We start from the raw sequence: 17,772 nt of genomic DNA, 5'->3' as shown, positions 1-17,772 counted from the left end.
TCCTTTATGTGAAAAGTGGGATGAATTGATAAAAAGAGATGATGCCAGAGCAAGTGCCGAGGCACATACCGACAAATACATCAGACGGATAGTGAAGCCCTAAATAAATACGAGAAATACCGACGCATAATGCTAAAGGTAATAGAAAAACAAGTAAGTTTGGATTATAGCAAATAAATGGAATGAAGACAGAGAAAACGGCTGTTGTATGACCAGACGGGAAAGAGTGGTCTTTTAATGGATGGACTGGATATTTCGCATCCTGAATTGTTAAATAAGGACGTTTTCGCGGATACCATCTTTTTAATATTTGTACAGGAATATGGCTAATTACTAAAGAAATAGCAGTTGCGATTGCAGCTTGATGCAAAGTCCCTTTTGCAAAAATTAAAAAGAAAAGTGTGAGTGCGATTGAGAAAGTAGCACCACCGATATGAGTAATATTGCTGAAAAAAATATTTAATGTTTTTTGATCAAAGTATCGGTTAATTCCTTTGAAAATGTAACATTCTATTTTATACAGTCCACTGACCTTCATGAAAATTCTCCTCCCTCGTTTACATATATATGGAGATATTAGCTTTTATTTTAATAAGATTTTATTGAGGGAGTAATAATGTTTTGTAAAGAAAAAGTTAGTTTTTATTCCGCTTTAATGGGCAGTAAGCCCCCCACCTCAAAATTCAGCGAAAGCAAAGAAGTTAGGCGGGGGTCGGGCTGCCCATAAAAGTCCGATTGGTGAGGGCTAATAATCAGTGGAGGATGAAGAAAACCCCCACTGATTAAAGTTTCACTTTATATAAAAAGCTGCCACTTTAATGGCAGCTGGAAACGTTACTTCTGTAATGATTTATAATACTGGCCTTTTTCAACATATTGTGTGCGAATGCGCTCCATGTCTTTACGGTCTTCCTCTGTTAACTCACGAACGACTTTAGCTGGGCGACCGAAAGCTAACGTGTTTGGTGGAATTTTCTTTCCTTGTGAAACAAGGCTTCCAGCACCGATAAAGGCTCCTTCGCCAATTTCAGCACCATCTAATATAATAGATCCCATTCCAATTAAAGCATCTTTTTTAATATGACAGCTATGTAAAATAACTTGATGCCCAATGGTTACGTCATCTTCTAAAATAAGAGGATACTGTGGGCTTTGGTGAAGTGTACATTGGTCTTGTACATTTACTCGGTCTCCAATGATTGTTGGTGAAACATCACCACGTATGACTGTATTAAACCAAATACTTGATTCTTCGCCAATGGAAACGTCGCCTGTAATGGTAACATAATCAGCGATAAAAGCACTACTCGCAATTTTCGGATTTTTTTCTTTATAAGGGTATATCATGTAAAGCCTTCCTTTCCTAGAGACTAGTTTCAGTGTATCAAATTATAAGAAAGAGTGAAATGGAGGAGAGCCGTATGTGGAGTTATGAAGCAGAGGAAGCGAAAGCTGTCGTTGTTATCGTGCACGGTGCAATGGAATATCACGGACGTTACGAAGCAGTTGCAGAAATGTGGAATCATATCGGCTACCACGTCGTGATGGGGGACCTTCCGTCACATGGAACGACTTCAAGAAATAGAGGACATATTGATTCGTTTGATGAATACATAGAGGAAGTTAAATTATGGGTGAAAGAGGCAAGAAAGTATCGGTTACCTATTTTTATATTCGGTCATAGTATGGGCGGTCTTATTATTATTCGTATGATGCAAGAAACGAAGAGAGAAGATGTAGAAGGCATTATTTTAAGTTCGCCATGTTTAGGCGTAGTAGCTGGACCTTCTGCACCGCTTCAAGTTGCTTCAAAAATATTAAATATTATCGCTCCAAAACTGCAATTTGCAACGAATCTTACAGTGGAAATGTCAACTCGTAATCATGAAGTTAGAGACGCGATGGAGAATGATTCATTGTTCTTGCGCAAAGTATCAGTACGTTGGTATAGTGAATTGATTAAGTCTATCGAAATTGCTCATAAGAAAATAGATGATTTTCCAGATGTTCCGCTCTTGCTAATGCAGGCGTGTGAGGATAAACTTGTAGATAAAATACGTGTCCGCACTTGGTTTGATAATGTTAAAATAAGTGATAAGGCTTTTAAAGAATGGCCGAATTGTTATCACGAGTTATTAAACGAGTATGAGCGTGATGAAATTTTGAATTATATTCAGTCATTTACTGAAATACGCATCAATAACATAATAGAAACAAATAAGTAAATTATTTGTACATTGAATAGAGGAGATGAAGGAAGAAGTGAACGTACCGAGTAATCCCATAACGCTCATGGCGAAAGTATACCGTGATGTGTTTCCGGTTGTACACCATGAGCTAGCGATGTGGAAAGAGCGTGCCTACCATATTCCGAATGATGAGCTTCATAGTCAGGCAATCGCAAGTATTGAGCATAAAACGTTTCATTGCGAAGGCGGAGGTATTTTAGCGCTATTAGCAGATGAACACCGAGAGGAATGTATTCGTTTTATCGTAGCGTATCAAACGATCAGCGACTATTTAGATAATTTGTGTGATCGCAGTACATCACTTGATCCAAATGATTTTGCCGCACTGCATGAATCGATGTTAATGGCATTATCACCTGAAGTAGAAGGTGGGGGTAATTATTATCGCTATCGTGATGATCAAGATGATGGTGGTTATTTAGATGAACTTGTTGAAACATGCCAAGATGTTTTAAAGAAAACGAAGCACTATGACAAAATTGCTCCTGTTCTTCATGAACTTGCTTGTTATTATTGTGATTTGCAAATTCATAAACACGTGAAGTTAGAAGAAAGAGAACCACGCTTACAAAAATGGTTTGAAGCACATAAAGAAAACTTACCAGAGATGAGTTGGTTTGAATTTTCAGCATGTGCCGGTTCTACGCTTGGAATCTTCTGTCTTGTTGCATATGCATTTCATGATGAGTTACATGATGAAGATATTGCGAAAATTAGACAAGGGTATTTCCCTTACGTACAAGGACTTCATATTTTACTTGATTATTTCATCGATCAAGAAGAAGACCGTATGGGCGGGGATTTGAATTTCTGTAGTTATTATGAAAACGAGCAAGCTATATTAGATCGTATGAAACACTTTGTAGAAGAAGCAGAGAAGAGTATTGGTGATTTGCCTCATGCGAAGTTTCATCGTCTCATAAGCCGAGGGTTACTTGGTATTTATTTATCAGACCAAAAAGTATCAGCGCAAAAGAATATGCACAAAATGGCACGGCGCATTGTAAAGTACGGAGGCCTCACTTCACGATTCTTCTATTGGAACGGGAAGATGTACCGAAAGAAAACGGCGCAGTGACGAAGAAAACCACTCATGTAGAGTGGTTTTTTGTTATGATCGTATTTTTGAAAATACATATATAAGAAGTTCAATCGCAAAAATTACTAATACAGATAGTCCGAACAAAGGCATGACAGCGCCTAGTATAACCATCATGATAAAGAAAACAATTATGCTTTTCTTATCTCTTTGCTTTGGCGGTGCTGCTAATTTTCCTTTCGGCTTTCTGGCTAACCACATTTTTATTCCATAATAAATAAGAAGTAATAAAGATAACGTCGTTAGTAAGCATAATATTTTATTTGGCCATCCGAATAAATGTCCTTCGTGAAGCGGGATACCGTAAGTGAACCATTGTGCAAATAAGCCATAATCGCGATAGTCTGTTTTTGAAATGAGTTTTCCGCTATATTGATCAAAGTAAGCTGTTATTTCTTCATTTGGTGCGACATGCATACCAGTAATGCCAGAACCACTTGATTTCGAAACGGTGAATACACCTTTCGGATCAGTCGGTAGTGAGATAACGTACGGCTTCTTTATTTCAATTCCTTTTTGTAATTCATCGACAGAAATAGATTTCGGTTCATTTGAATTTGATTCAGGAGGAGCTTCTTTTCTTGTTGCCCATGGTAATTCTTTTACCTTTGATTCAGGCGGTGCCATATACAACTTTGGATATCCAATCGATTCATTCGACGATGCAATTTTATAAATTTGGTTCCCCATAAATCCTGACCATGGCAATCCAGATGCGACTAGCAGAAAGAGAGGAATTGTAAATATAATACCGATAATAGAGTGACGTCTTTTTGCTTTTTCTCGCTTATTGGATGCTGGTGTGTTTTTGAATTGGCGTATACTCATATACAACCCAGTTACAATTAAAAAGATTGTCCAACATGCCGCAAGCTCTACAGTATAGTTGACGACAGTGCCACCAACTAAAAGGGAGCTATGTAATTCTCGCATTATATTGGCAAACGTTTCACTTGCATTTTGATCCCCAACAATTTGATTATTGCTATCTAAATATACATACTTTTGTTGCCCAGTATATTCATTTGCAATAGTAAGCCTCGTATTATAATCCCCATTAAACTCACTAATTTTCGCCACACTATAATGTGGATATTTTTTCTCGGTTAAGGAAATAGAATCAGACATCGAAATAGACTCTGTTTGGGCGCTCTTCCCAAAATATAAATCTTTATAGATGAAATCTTCAACCTCTTCCCGAAATAAATACCCAATTCCGCTTAGTGACAACGTAATAAGAAGCGGCGTAATAAAAAGCCCAGCATAAAAATGCCAACGCCAAAAAATGTAATGAAGCGAACGATTTACTTTCATACTTTCAGTTCCCCTAACCTTCCCTATATGAATAAATTCCTCATTTTAATATAGCGAGATTAAGTGTGGATATTTTGAAGTAATTGTGAAAAATGTTAAAAGTTTTTGGGATTTTCATCAAACATAAAACACATTTCAGAAAGGATGTTTTCTATGTTTACGAAGATTTCTTTATATTTGATAGATACTTCCTAACAACCGCCTCAGCAAGACATTGAGCAGAATCAACAAAATCTTCACTCGCCACAACATTCAAATCAGTGCATGCGATAATGGCGGTATCTACTTCATCTTTCAACTGAACAACGAGCGCGCTCCATAATTTGCGAGCTTCTTCAACTTCTCCGCTTTTAATATACGTAATAATTTGATTAATCATCGTTTGCCATTTTTCATAATGAATGTATTCTATATTCCGTTTTGCAATCCCGTCTTGATAAATACCAGCTTGAACTGTCGCTTCTGTTGCGAGAAGAGCGACTCTTTTTATATTTTCGGGAATTGCTTGTAACGTCTCATCGACTATATTTAAAATCGGAATGGACAGAGAGTGCTGTAATTCCTCGAAATAAAGATGCGCCGTATTGCACGGCATAGCGATAAATTCTACGCCAGTACTTTTAAGTTTTTGTGCCCCTTCAATAATCGCTTTTTTCATCGCTTCGTGATCAATAGGGCAATCCATGTAAAACGGTGTTGGGCACGAGTAAATCATCATATGAGGAAAGTCCATATCATGTTTTGCTCCGTATATTGTTTGGCACTTTGCTATAACTGTATCAACGAATGGCCCAGTTGATTTTGGTCCCATTCCTGCTAGTATTCCGATCATTGTTTCGTCTCCTTTAATATGTAATTAAAAACGTTTTTTGCGAACGATAAAAAGAAATAAAGTGAGTAATAAAAATGAATATGCGATAGCCCAAGCTGTGAGCCATAGCGTGTGATTTAGTATATTATATTTGTATTGACCAAGCATTAGAAGGCTTTCGACAGGTGGTAAAAACCATAGTAACTCTTTTTTAAATCGGATGGAGGCGATCGTTATAAGTAATATGAATGTAAGGCTAAGCCAAGCGGTGCTTGCTTTTGGAATCATATTTCTAGTAAATAAAGTTGCGATTGAAATTCCAAGTATAGAGAAAGACATATGAGCGAGAAATCCGACTAAAAATAAAGAAACTGTCATTTCTTCATTAAACATTTGCAAAATAATTGGATAGATTACAGATATAAAAGATAACACAGTACAAATGAGAAGAGCCGTAATATATTTACCAACATATAGTGCGGAAATATTATTTGTGTGAGAAATCGTAATTTGTTCTTGTACAGGGTCTTCTGTATGAAAAATTGTGACTGTAATCCAGGCAGATAATAAATAAAGTGCGAGTGCCGTTTCTAAGTATGTCGGCACAATAGGAGTCGGTTTATATGCATATACAAAAAGTAAGCTCACAAAGTACATCGCAATAGGAGGGACGTACTTATACGATTTTGTATAGTCGAGAAAGTGATAACGAATAAGAGCAAACATAATGAACCTTCTTTCGATTTAAAAGTTAGGTTGTAGCAGTGTGATAGATGCTTTTTTATGCAATAAAAACTGAAGCATTTCGTTTGTATATTCTTTTTCGATTTGTAATTGAATAAGGTTTTGAGTTGAGTTGTGTGCAACGTGTATAAATCCTAATTGTTTACGTAATTCTATCGCTGAAAATGTTTCGTGAACGATTGCCTCAATATAGACTTGTTCTGCCGCCTTTTGCACAGAGATATCTTCTGTGATTGTATGATTTGCTAATGTCACAATTCTATTGGCGAAGTTTTCTAGTAGTTGTTTTTCATGACATGTGAAGAGCACGGATATACCTTGTTGTTTTAATGAGAGTAAAATATGTTCTAATTCTTGCTGAGAGTTAGGATCAAGTCCAGAAAGAGGTTCATCCAAAATTAATAAATGGACGTCTGTAAGCAATGCTTGCATAATACCTGTTTTTTGTTTCATGCCTTTTGAAAAGTTTCGTACAACGGAATGCCTTGCATGATGTAAATGAAAAGATTCAAGAAGCATCGGAATTTTATCTTTTAAATATTTTGTTGATAAACCGTGAATGTGGCCGAGATGATATAAATAATCCTCTAATGTAAAACGAATCCCTTCAGGAAAATGTTCAGGTACATAACCAATTTGTATATGTTCTTTTTTTTGAAGTGTCCCTGCCGTAGGTGAAATAAATCCTGCAATTATTTTGAGTAGAGTACTTTTTCCAGTCCCGTTCCCCCCAATAATAGCGAGTGCCTCTCCTTCTGGAATGGATAAATCAATGTTGTCTAGTATAAGTGATTTGCCGTACTTCTTTTGAATGCCCCTTAGTTTTACTAGCAAAGTTCTATCCTTCTTTCTTCAAATATTGTATACATCCATTATATAGGAGAATAAGAAAAAGACGTGTAATGAGTACACGTCTTTTTTTGTTATGTTTTGTCGAATCGTCGATATATTATCGCTTCTCAATCGCTACAATAAATGGCGGGTTATTTTGCTGGTTAATGAAGCCATATCGCAGTACGTGAGCTTGTTTTTGATCTAGTTCTTCTGCAAATTTGAGAACAGCGTCGCGTTCCACTTGTCCTTCTGGGTGTCCGTGGTAAATGACAAGGACGATGATTCCTTCAGGTGCCATTACTTCTAGTAATTGTTCGATAGCCGAAATTGTTGAGTTCGGTTTTGTAACGATATGCTTGTCACCGCCAGGAAGGTAACCTAAGTTGAAGATAGCGCCTGTTACTTTTCCTTTTGCATTTACTGGTAATACGGATAAAAGCGTATCGTGACTATCGTGAACTAAAACAGTACGTTTGAAAAGCTCTTTTTCTTTTAAACGGATAGTAGAGCTTTCAATTGCTTCTTTTTGAATATCAAATCCAAATACTTTTCCGTTATCTCCAACGATTTCAGCTAGGAAGCAAGTGTCATGACCATTTCCTAAAGTTGCATCTACAGCATAATCGCCTTCTTTAACAGCCGTTTGCAGCAGTGTGCGAGCAAACGGTAATACACGTTCTAACTTCATTTTTGTTTCTCCTCATTTGCATATTTTCCTTGCCAGCTTCCGCGGCGTACAAATTCTGCATCGATGGAATTTAATACTTCCCATTTATTTAAGCTCCACATTGGGCCAATCATTAAATCAGGTGGGCCGTCACCTGTGATGCGGTGCACAATTACGTCTTCTGGAATTATTTCAAGTTGGTCAACAACGAGACTTACGTAATCCTCAAGAGAAAGGAACTCGAGTTGTCCTTTTTCATATTGCTTCACCATTGGCGTTCCTTTTAATAAATGAAGTAAATGAATTTTAATTCCTTGCACATCAAGCTTCGCTACTTCACGAGCTGTTTCCATCATCATGTCATAATCTTCAAGGGGAAGACCGTTAATAATATGAGAGCAAACTCTAATGCCATGCTTACGTAATTTATTTACACCTTCCACGTAAGAGGGGTAATCGTGAGCGCGATTAATAAGGTTTGCAGTGCGTTCATGAACGGTTTGTAGTCCAAGTTCAACCCAAAGATACGTACGTTTATTTAAGTCCGCTAAATATTCAACAACATCGTCTGGTAGGCAATCTGGACGAGTTGCGATAGAAAGACCGACAACATCTTTTTCTGCTAGAAGTGGTTCGAATTTTTCTTTTAACACTTCAAGTGGTGCATGTGTATTTGTGTACGCTTGGAAATAAGCGATACATTTGCCATCTTTCCACTTCGAGCGCATTTTTTCTTTCATTTCATGATATTGCGTTATAACATCATCGCGGCGATCACCAGCGAAGTCACCAGATCCGGCAGCACTGCAAAATGTACAACCGCCATAAGCAACTGTACCGTCACGGTTTGGACAATCGAAGCCAGCATCTAATGAAACTTTAAAGATTTTTTCACCAAATTCATTGCGTAAATGGTAATTCCATGTATGATAACGTTTATTGTCGTTTGTATATGGAAAAGGGTTTTGAACCTTCATTACTTTCCCTCCTAAGCCGAGTCAAAATGAAACAAAATCCATTATAACATACTCATAAGGTAGAGATGGAAGGGACACACTAAAGGGGAATTGAAGCAAGGAGGGACAATTATGGCAGAGCGTCAATCACTTGAATCGTATATTACACAAGCGGAGCAAGCTGTGGAATATGCGAAAGAACAATTAGATATTGGTATGAGACAAGAGCATTACAATACGTTGGAGTATGGAGATGCGCAGTTACAATTAGAACAAGCATATAACGATTTACAAACGATGCAACAACATGCGAATGATGAGCAACGTGAGCAATTAAATAGAGCGCGCATGGCAATTCGCCAACTGCAACATCAAATGATTATTACACCGCACTAATAAGGAGTGAATGTAATGGCGAAACGTTCAGATCAAAATAATCCAGAGCAAAAAACGCAAAATGGACATAACGCTGAGTTTTCAAATGAGCTTGATCCGGTTATACAAGTGAAACAGCGTAATAGTAAAAAAGGACAACCGCAAAGATCAAAACAATCAGAGTAAACCAGGTCGCAATATGACCTGGTTTTATTTTGCATCGCAAAAGTCCGATTAAAATTTCATTTTACTATATGACAATAATGTAAGATTTCTGTAAGGTTTGTCGATAGTTACAAGCTTACTTTTCCAGTAGAGTAAGGAAGGATTAAATTTTAGACAAGGAGTTGCTTTATGGGGAACAATATTACAAACAAACGAATTGATGAGTTAGATTACATTCGTGGCTTCGCATTACTGGGGATTATTTTAGTAAATATTCTTGCACTACTTCATATTAAAATCCCAGAACCAAATACGATGGATGCTAGCTACCAAAGGTTTCTATACTTATTTGTAGAAGGTCGTTTCTTCTCGATTTTCTCATTCTTATTTGGAGTAGGATTCTATATCTTTATTACACGAGCGATTGCGAAAGGGAAGAATGGATACATTCTATTTCTACGCCGCGTAGTTGCGCTATTTATTTTTGGTTTGATTCATCAAATGTTTCAGCCTGGAGAGGCGTTAACGTTATACGCAATTTGTGGATTAATCGTTTTACCGTTTTATAAAGCGAAAAAAGAAATAAACTTAATAATTGGTCTTATTTTGACGATCGCCTTTAGTGTGATGGGTGTTAAAGAACTATTACCATTCGGCTTAATTTTATTAGGTCTTGCTGCAGGGCAGTACAAAGTGTTCGAAAATCTTTCAATGAAAATCAAACAAGTAGCTATTTTTACAGGCGTTATGTTTGTTTTAAGTGTGGTGGCTTTATGGTATCAATATGGGCACGTTCCTGCTGAACCATTTATAAATATGATACTTATGAATGAGGATGGAACAATAGATGCTGCATCTCAATTCTTAAAAATTGGTGTGACAGTTGGACCAGTAATCTCAGCTTTCTATGTCGGAGCATTAATTTTATTACTTCAGTTAAAACCAGTTCAAATATTGCTAGCACCACTGAAATACTACGGTCGCATGGCTTTAACAAATTATATCGGACAAACGGCAATGATCTTAATTGCAGGTAGTGTGTTTAATTTTGCAGGTAACTTAACGTACATGCAGACGTTATATGTATGTATCGCAATTTATGCAATTCAAATTGTGTTTAGTGTAATTTGGATGAAAATCTTTAAAATGGGTCCATTAGAATGGATTTGGCGTGTTATTACGTATTGGACGGTAACACCTTTAAAGAAATAAAGTGAAACTTTAATCAGTGGGGGTTTTCTTCATCCCCCACTGATTATTAGCCCTCACCAATCGGACTTTAATGGGCAGTAAGACCCCCACCTAAATTCTTTGCTTTCGCTGCATTTTGAGGTGGGGGTCTTACTGCCCATTAAAGCGGGATAAAGAGAGAAGTAGGCTGTTCCTTTTGTGGAACAGCCTATTTTTATTGTTATCTTATGTCGATAAGTCGATATATTTTGAAAAACGCTGATAAAAGTTCATTTGCGAATGAACCTTACACGCGCCCATTTTTTATATTACAAAAGTGTAAGGTAAATGTAATGTTAACAAATAGCAGTTCCCTTCCAAAAAGCGCAAAATAGGTAATGGAAAAACAAGCGTAGGAGGATATATATGACGAAACCAGTTGTAGACGTGAAAAATGTTCAAAAAGTGTACGGTAAAAAAGGTGAGAACCAATCACACGCGTTAAAAGGTGTGTCATTCTCAATTCAAGAGGGTGAGTTTGTTGGGATTATGGGACCATCTGGTTCTGGTAAAACGACATTATTAAATGTAATTTCAACGCTTGATAAAGCAACGGGCGGCGTTGTTGAAATTGCGGGCACGGATATTACGAAAATGAAACAAGGTGAGCTTTCTGATTTCCGCTCACAAAAATTAGGATTCATTTTCCAAGACTTTAACTTATTAGAGAACTTATCTGTTTATGAAAACATTGCACTTCCCCTTTCTCTTCAAGGTGTTCCATCACGTAATATTGGACCGAAAGTAGAAAAAGTAGCGGATATGTTAGGGATTACAGAAATTCTTCAAAAGTATCCATCTGAAGTATCTGGTGGACAGAAACAACGTTCAGCAGCAGCGCGTGCGTTAGTGCATGAGCCAGCAATTATTTTAGGGGACGAACCAACAGGAGCTCTTGATTCTAAAAATGCAACGAGTTTACTTGATGCGATGACAAACTTAAATAAAGATCAAGGCGTATCAATTATGATGGTTACGCATGATCCGTACAGTGCAAGTTACTGTCAGCGTATTTTATTCATTCAAGATGGTGAACTGTATAAAGAAATTCACCGCGGTGGTACGCGTGAAGAGTTCTACAAAGAAATTTTAGATGTACTTGCAGATTTAGGTACACAAAAAGCGTAAGAAAGGAGGGACCAGTATGTTATTTAAACTTTCCATGTCGGGGCTGAAAAGTAAGCTGAAAGATTATATCGTCTTACTTGTCGGTCTTGTCATGTCGATTTCAATTTTTTACATGTTCCAAACGTTAGCACTAAATAAAGCGTTTCTAGAATCCAATTCAGTTATTAAATCTATTGGATTCGTATTCCAAGCAGGATCATTTTTATTAGCAATTATAACGTTCTTCTACATTTTATATGCGAACTCGTTCTTATTGTCTCTTCGTCAAAAAGAATTTGGTATGTATATGATGTTAGGTGCGAAAAAACATAAAGTTACATTACTTATGTTTATTGAAACAATCGTATTAGGTGCTGCGTCTCTTGCGATCGGGATTGCAGTTGGTGTAGGACTTGCAGCAGGTATTGGACAGTTATTAATGAAACAGCTTGAATTTGCTGGTGAAGGGTATAAATCATTTTATCTACCATCTATGACTGTTACGTGCATCTTCTTCTTTGCACTATTTGTATTATCAGCAATTATGAACAGTATTAAATTATCACGTATTTCTGTATTGCAACTCGTACATGCAGATGCGCAAACAGAACGTGTTGCGGTAAAAGGAAAAATGACAGGTTTAGTTGCATTCCTTGCCGTTATCTTATTAGGAATTGGCTATGCGTCAATGATCTACATGGAAAAACTAAAAGAGATGGGAATCCTTATTGCATTAGTTACAACAACAACTGGTACTTATATGCTATTTGGTTCACTTCTTCCAGTTATTATTAAAAAGTTAAAGAGTAATAAAAAACGTAGTGAAAAAGGACTTAATGCTTTTACGTTTGCACAATTAAACTTCCGTATTAATAGTTTAACGAAAGTACTTGCGACAGTAGCGATGTTAGTAGCGCTTGGAGCTGGTGCGATTTCAGGTGGTATGGCGTTTAAAAATAACGTTATAAAAACGGTTGATGGTGTAGAAATATATGATTCAGTTATTCACAATCCAACAGCTGAAGAAAAGAAAATTTTAGACGGCATATCCTTTAAAAATAAAGCTGAATACCGTTATAAAGTAGATGATAAGTACGTTTATTATGTGAAAGAGGATTTAGAGAAAAATCGCCCACTTATTCCGGATGGAGTAGGAAAAGAAAGTTTCGGTAAGGTTAAAGAAATTTCAGGAGAAGTTCCTGTAAATGTAGTTTCTAGATCAAACATAGAGAAAAGTGAAGATGTAAAAGAGATGCCGATAGAATGGGACGATGCCTTCAGAGTAATCCAGCCATATTACGTATATAAAGATCACGCAATTAAAATTGTAGATCAAAAAATGTACGATAGTGTAAATGGTAAAGAAGGTATGGCATTCCTTGGCAAGACAGATGACTTTGTATCATACACAAAAGAATGGAAAAAACTTGACGAGTTGCAGCTAGTTAAATATAAAAATATAAAAGCTGAAGATATGAATAGTAAATATCAAATGTATGATATGTTCTATGGCGTTGCGAGCGGAACAGTGTTTATGGGATTCTTCCTTGGAATTGCGTTCTTAGCAATGATGGCAAGTTGTTTAATGTTTAAAATTCTTTCTGGTGCATCAAAAGATATTACACGTTATCAAATGCTTCGTAAAATCGGTGTGCGCCGTGAGTTATTAACGAAATCGATTTATAAAGAGTTATTCTTAGTATTCTTATTCCCAGCAATTGTGGGTATCGCTCACGTATTAGTTGGTATGAATATTTTCGGATTTATTTTAGTTGATCCGTACTTCCGTATTTGGTTACCGATTGTTATTTTCGTAGTTATTTATGCGATTTATTACTTCATCACAGTTCAATTGTATAAAGGAATTGTTCTTCCTAAAGAAGATTGATAAAAAACCGAGCGAAACTGCTCGGTTTTTATTATTTTCAGAAAAAATACTTTAATGTTACTGAAATATATAATATAATATAGATAAGTAACATAATATGTGAGTATCAGCAACCGAAAAACGAAAGGAGGAATCCGATCTGTAGAAAGAAGCTGAACTTGTATCCCCTATTTTTCTACCCACACCGTATTTGTACAATCATAAATTTCCGAATGAAAAATTGTCAGACCTAAGTCGTATATTGTGAAAATAATGGATAATACATGGAAATCTCATAGCGTGATAAGGTAAAATGAACAGGATAATGAGAAAATTACCGTTCATAAGATGAGGAGATACATGTATGGAAGTTGTAGAGGCATTAAAAGATATAAGCCAAATTGAGGCTATGAAAAAGTATTTAAAAGAGCACTCACAGCGAGATTATCTTTTATTTGTTATTGGAATTAACACGGGATTAAAGATTACTGAGCTACTTAGTATGAAATTTGAAGAGGTATTAAATGAAGATAGAACTGTTAAAGAGTTTTACTCTCTTCCTGTGAAAGATGAAAAATTTAAACAAGATATTTATTTAAATACAAAAGTAAAAGAAGCGCTTTTAGAGTATGTACAATCTATTGATGCTCAAAGAGAAAACTACGTATTTCAATCTAATAAAACGACAAATTCAATCTCGCGCCAACAAGCGTATCGTGTGATCCATAGCGCAGCTGAAGCGGTTGGAATTGTTGGAAAGATTGGAACGAACTCAATGCGAAAAACATTTGGATTTCACGCGTACAAAAGAGGAATAGCGATTGCGCTATTGCAAAAGCATTTTCATCACGCAACTCCATCAGAAACACTCAAGTATTTAGGAATCTCAAAAGATGAAAAGTTTAAAACAGAGATTGATGTAGATTTGTAAAAGCCGTAACTAAAACTTTAGGAGGCGGAAAATATGAATATTAGAGAAAGTGAACTTCCGGGTATTGGATGTAAATTTGAAGTAATTACAAAAGGTAATGAAAAAATGGTTATCGTGATTCATGATGATGGCAGAAGAGAAATGTATCATTTTGATGCGGATCATGATGAGAGTATTTCAAGCGTTTCTCTTCGCGATTCTGAAGCGAGACAAATTGCAGCTATATTAGGCGGAATGGTATATAGACCACAAGCGTTAGATACAATTGAGATGGCTTTTGAAGGATTATCAATTGAATGGTTTAAGGTGGAGAATAAGGCGCCAGTAGTACAGCAAACAATTGGTAGCTTACATGTCAGAAAAACATATAACGTAACGATTATTGCTATTTTGAAAAAGAACATGAAGAAATTCTTTAATCCAGGTCCAGACTCTATTATTGAAGCTGGCGATATGCTCGTGTTGTCAGGCGCGAGACATGAAGTGAAAAGAATTATTAATGAATTGCTTTCAGCAGGAGGTGATTCCTAATCGATGGATACTTTAATCTTTGAAGTTGGAACTGCGTTAGTATTAGTAGCTTTTGCAGCTATCCTCGCTGCGAAGTTAAAGTTCTCGATTATTCCGTTTCTTATTATACTCGGTATGTTAGTGGGGCCTCATGCCCCAGATTTAGGACTTATCGATTTAAGGTTTATTGAAAGCGGAGAAGTTATTTCCTTCCTCGGCCGCGTTGGCGTCATATTCCTCCTATTCTATTTAGGTCTAGAATTCTCAATAAAAAAATTAATTAAATCAGGAAAGTCGATTGCATTCGGGGGGACTGTCCACATATCGCTTAATTTCATATTAGGTTTGCTTTATGGATATGTGATGGGCTTCCCCTTATTAGAAACATTAATTATTGCTGGAATCATTACAATTTCATCGAGTGCAATTGTTGCAAAAGTAATTGTTGATTTAAGAAGATCCGGTAATAAAGAAACTGAATTAATATTAGGAATCATTATGTTTGATGATATTTTTTTAGCTGTATATTTATCAGTCGTTTCAGGGTTAGTACTTGGGGGCGCAACGTCATTTGTAGGTGCTCTTACATCCGTATTAATTGCAGTAGGGTATATGCTACTATTCTTTGTAATTGCTAGAAAAGCTACGCCGTTTCTAAATAAAATATTAGATATTTCGTCAAATGAAATTTTTATTATCGTAATATTCGCTATTTTATTCTTTGTAGCAGGATTTTCAGAAACGATTCATGTTGCTGAGGCGATTGGGGCATTATTGTTAGGACTCGTTTTTTCTGAAACAGAGCATAGCGATCGGATTGAGCATCTCGTCGTCCCGTTTCGTGATTTCTTTGGAGCTATATTCTTTTTCAGCTTCGGTTTAAGTATAGATCCGTTTTCACTTGGAGGGGCAGTGTGGTTGGCGTTAGGAGCAGTTCTTATTACACTCATCGGTAATTTTACAGCGGGAATGATGGCAGGACGTAAAGCCGGGTTATCGCATAAGGCTTCTACGAATATCGGTTTAACACTCGTATCACGCGGGGAATTCTCTATTATTGTAGCTAATATCGGCATTGCGGGTGGTTTAATGGCAACGATTAAACCGTTCTCTGCACTGTACGTTTTAATATTGGCATCGTTAGGTCCGTTATTAACGAAGGAGTCTGGGAGAATATACTCTCTACTAGATAAAATATTTAAATGGAGCGCTAAGGAACGTGCGAAGCGAGAAAAAGAAGTTGGATAGTGATAAAAAGGGGAGACTGCATGAACTTCATGTAGCCTCTCTTTTTTTATATATTGTTACTGATGTCGTTTTTGTCGGTAAGTCGATATATTTTAATAATCGTTGATATATTTCGAAAATCGCTGATATATTTTCAAGTGGCCATCAATATAATTTCATTTACCGACAAACCGTTATCTGAATTTCATCAACTATTAATCAGTTGCCTTCCTATTTAAAAACGACTACAATTTTACTGTTATAGATGAACGAAAAAATAGAATAGGAGGAGAGACTATGCCAAGGAAAGTATGGCTATTAGTAGCTGGGATGATTATTAATGTCACGGGTGCTTCTTTTTTATGGCCTTTTAATACAATTTATTTGCATGATCACCTAGGGAAATCTTTATCTGTGGCCGGAATGGTATTAATGATCAACTCGCTTACTGGTGTAATCGGAAACTTGCTCGGCGGTGTTTTATTTGATAAATGGGGCGGTTATAAATCAACTTTAGTAGGGATTGTTATTACACTCGTATCGATTTTAGGTCTTGTGTTCTTCCACGGTTGGCCGTTATATGTAGTGTGGCTAGCGTTAATCGGTTTTGGTTCTGGAATGGTCTTCCCATCGATGTATGCGATGGTTGGTACGGTTTGGCCAGAGGGCGGAAGACGAGCATTTAATGCGATGTATGTCGGACAAAACGTTGGTATTGCGATCGGAACAGCGTGTGGTGGTTTAGTTGCATCTTACCGTTTTGATTATATTTTCTTAGCTAATTTTATTTTATACTTTGTTTTCTTCTTAATTGCTTTTATCGGCTTCCGTGGTATGGAAGACAAAAAAGAGCCGGGCGTACAAAAAGAAGTCGAAACGAAAAAAGGCTGGTCGCTTACACCTGGATTCAAAGCACTTCTTATCGTATGTGTAGCATATGCTTTATGCTGGGTTACATATGTACAGTGGCAAGGGGCGATTGCGACTCATATGCGGGAATTAAATATTAGCCTTCGTCATTATAGTTTATTATGGACGATAAACGGAGCGATGATCGTTTGTGCGCAGCCGCTAGTTAGTATGTTAATTCGCTGGATGAAGCGTTCTTTAAAACAACAAATTATGATTGGGATCGTCATTTTTGCGGCGTCATTCATTGTATTAAGTCAGGCGCAGCAATTTACGATGTTTCTCGTTGCGATGGTAACATTAACAATTGGTGAGTTATTTGTATGGCCAGCAGTTCCGACCATTGCAAATATACTTGCGCCAAAAGATAAACTTGGTTTTTATCAGGGCGTTGTAAATAGCGCGGCGACTGTAGGGAAAATGTTCGGACCGGTCGTTGGCGGAGCGATTGTTGATTTATACAATATGGAAGTATTGTTTATAGCAATCATGGTAATGCTTGTAGTAGCGCTTATAGCAACGAGCATGTATGATAAACGAGTAAAAGTAGAAGAGACAGTTGAAGAAAAAATTGCAGTTTAGTTTGACGGAACATGTAACATGTTTTAGAATATATTTAAATAAAACAACCTTTAGAACAAGGGAGATAGCTCGGCTGTCCTAAGACGAATTCGTTAGTGATTAACAGTAACGATTAACCGAGAAGCCTTCGCTTTAAGTAAGCTCTTTAGAGATACGAAGTGGTGGGTAGTTCACATTAACTCATATTTGTAATAA

19 protein-coding genes and 1 other annotated feature (1 of these 20 cut by a window edge) are annotated in these 17,772 nt (G+C 36.7%); of the genes, 11 read left to right on the top strand and 8 right to left on the bottom strand.

Features of this window, described 5'->3' with window-relative positions; all coding sequences use genetic code 11:
- Positions 1–4: 4 nt before the first annotated feature.
- Together MR115_RS10285 and MR115_RS10280 are read right to left on the bottom strand one after the other, a co-directional pair.
- Complete coding sequence (locus MR115_RS10285; protein WP_242241088.1) at positions 5–538, bottom strand: phosphatase PAP2 family protein; 534 nt, start codon at positions 536–538, stop codon at positions 5–7.
- A 296-nt stretch (positions 539–834) separates the two neighbouring features.
- Positions 835–1,347 (bottom strand): gamma carbonic anhydrase, encoded by a 513-nt coding sequence (locus tag MR115_RS10280; protein WP_000640195.1) that lies wholly within the window; start codon positions 1,345–1,347, stop codon positions 835–837.
- Positions 1,348–1,421: 74 nt separating this feature from the next.
- Here MR115_RS10280 and MR115_RS10275 point away from each other — a divergent pair, with 74 nt between their 5' ends.
- Entirely contained in the window at positions 1,422–2,225 is an 804-nt protein-coding gene (locus MR115_RS10275; protein ID WP_242241086.1) for an alpha/beta hydrolase, read from the top strand.
- Positions 2,226–2,262: 37 nt separating this feature from the next.
- Entirely contained in the window at positions 2,263–3,327 is a 1,065-nt protein-coding gene (locus MR115_RS10270; RefSeq protein WP_242241084.1) for a tetraprenyl-beta-curcumene synthase family protein, read from the top strand.
- A gap of 33 nt (positions 3,328–3,360) precedes the next feature.
- On the opposite strand, the gene MR115_RS10265 is transcribed toward MR115_RS10270, so the two are convergent.
- The 6 genes from MR115_RS10265 to mnmL all read right to left on the bottom strand — a co-directional run bounded on the left by MR115_RS10265 (position 3,361) and on the right by mnmL (position 8,695).
- Positions 3,361–4,662, bottom strand: a complete 1,302-nt coding sequence (locus MR115_RS10265; protein WP_242241083.1) for a PepSY-associated TM helix domain-containing protein — start codon at positions 4,660–4,662, stop codon at positions 3,361–3,363.
- 157 nt (positions 4,663–4,819) lie between these two features.
- Entirely contained in the window at positions 4,820–5,494 is a 675-nt protein-coding gene (locus MR115_RS10260) for an aspartate/glutamate racemase family protein (protein WP_242241081.1), read from the bottom strand.
- Positions 5,495–5,518: 24 nt separating this feature from the next.
- Positions 5,519–6,199 (bottom strand): ABC transporter permease, encoded by a 681-nt coding sequence (locus MR115_RS10255; RefSeq protein WP_242241079.1) that lies wholly within the window; start codon positions 6,197–6,199, stop codon positions 5,519–5,521.
- An 18-nt stretch (positions 6,200–6,217) separates the two neighbouring features.
- A complete protein-coding gene (locus tag MR115_RS10250) occupies positions 6,218–7,051 on the bottom strand; it encodes an ABC transporter ATP-binding protein (protein ID WP_242241077.1) in 834 nt (277 codons plus the stop codon).
- A gap of 115 nt (positions 7,052–7,166) precedes the next feature.
- Positions 7,167–7,739 carry a tRNA 5-(aminomethyl)-2-thiouridylate-methyltransferase MnmM gene (mnmM, locus tag MR115_RS10245; protein WP_242241075.1) on the bottom strand — a complete coding sequence of 191 codons (573 nt, stop codon included), beginning with the start codon at positions 7,737–7,739 and terminating at the stop codon, positions 7,167–7,169.
- Positions 7,736–8,695, bottom strand: coding sequence for a tRNA modification radical SAM protein MnmL/YtqA (gene mnmL, locus MR115_RS10240; protein WP_000868033.1), 960 nt, complete (start codon positions 8,693–8,695; stop codon positions 7,736–7,738). Before mnmL ends, mnmM begins: the two co-directional genes overlap by 4 nt.
- Positions 8,696–8,806: 111 nt before the next feature.
- Here mnmL and MR115_RS10235 point away from each other — a divergent pair, with 111 nt between their 5' ends.
- The 9 genes from MR115_RS10235 to MR115_RS10195 all read left to right on the top strand — a co-directional run bounded on the left by MR115_RS10235 (position 8,807) and on the right by MR115_RS10195 (position 17,577).
- A complete protein-coding gene (locus tag MR115_RS10235; RefSeq protein WP_242241073.1) occupies positions 8,807–9,070 on the top strand; it encodes a YtzC family protein in 264 nt (87 codons plus the stop codon).
- 15 nt (positions 9,071–9,085) lie between these two features.
- Positions 9,086–9,235 carry a glycogen biosynthesis protein GlgD gene (locus MR115_RS10230; RefSeq protein ID WP_144656018.1) on the top strand — a complete coding sequence of 50 codons (150 nt, stop codon included), beginning with the start codon at positions 9,086–9,088 and terminating at the stop codon, positions 9,233–9,235.
- A gap of 168 nt (positions 9,236–9,403) precedes the next feature.
- The gene (locus tag MR115_RS10225) at positions 9,404–10,426 is read left to right on the top strand and encodes a DUF418 domain-containing protein (protein ID WP_242241071.1); all 1,023 of its coding nucleotides are present in this window, start codon (positions 9,404–9,406) and stop codon (positions 10,424–10,426) included.
- Between the two features lie 384 nt (positions 10,427–10,810).
- Positions 10,811–11,572, top strand: coding sequence for an ABC transporter ATP-binding protein (locus MR115_RS10220; protein ID WP_069605241.1), 762 nt, complete (start codon positions 10,811–10,813; stop codon positions 11,570–11,572).
- A gap of 16 nt (positions 11,573–11,588) precedes the next feature.
- Positions 11,589–13,439, top strand: coding sequence for an FtsX-like permease family protein (locus MR115_RS10215; protein ID WP_242241069.1), 1,851 nt, complete (start codon positions 11,589–11,591; stop codon positions 13,437–13,439).
- A gap of 343 nt (positions 13,440–13,782) precedes the next feature.
- Entirely contained in the window at positions 13,783–14,349 is a 567-nt protein-coding gene (locus MR115_RS10210; RefSeq protein WP_242241067.1) for a tyrosine-type recombinase/integrase, read from the top strand.
- Positions 14,350–14,382: 33 nt separating this feature from the next.
- Complete coding sequence (locus tag MR115_RS10205) at positions 14,383–14,880, top strand: cation:proton antiporter regulatory subunit (RefSeq protein WP_001026050.1); 498 nt, start codon at positions 14,383–14,385, stop codon at positions 14,878–14,880.
- A gap of 3 nt (positions 14,881–14,883) precedes the next feature.
- Entirely contained in the window at positions 14,884–16,107 is a 1,224-nt protein-coding gene (locus MR115_RS10200) for a cation:proton antiporter (RefSeq protein ID WP_098597465.1), read from the top strand.
- Between the two features lie 276 nt (positions 16,108–16,383).
- On the top strand, positions 16,384–17,577 hold the full coding sequence (locus MR115_RS10195; RefSeq protein ID WP_063262131.1) for an MDR family MFS transporter: 1,194 nt from the start codon (positions 16,384–16,386) through the stop codon (positions 17,575–17,577).
- A gap of 188 nt (positions 17,578–17,765) precedes the next feature.
- Positions 17,766–17,772: a binding site (T-box leader), on the top strand; it runs 213 nt beyond the window's last position.

This window comes from Bacillus cereus group sp. BfR-BA-01309, from assembly GCF_022664315.1.
Taxonomy (GTDB): domain Bacteria; phylum Bacillota; class Bacilli; order Bacillales; family Bacillaceae_G; genus Bacillus_A; species Bacillus_A mobilis.
The sequence above is the reverse complement of the archived record's forward strand: the minus strand, read 5'-3'. Positions and strand labels throughout refer to the sequence as shown.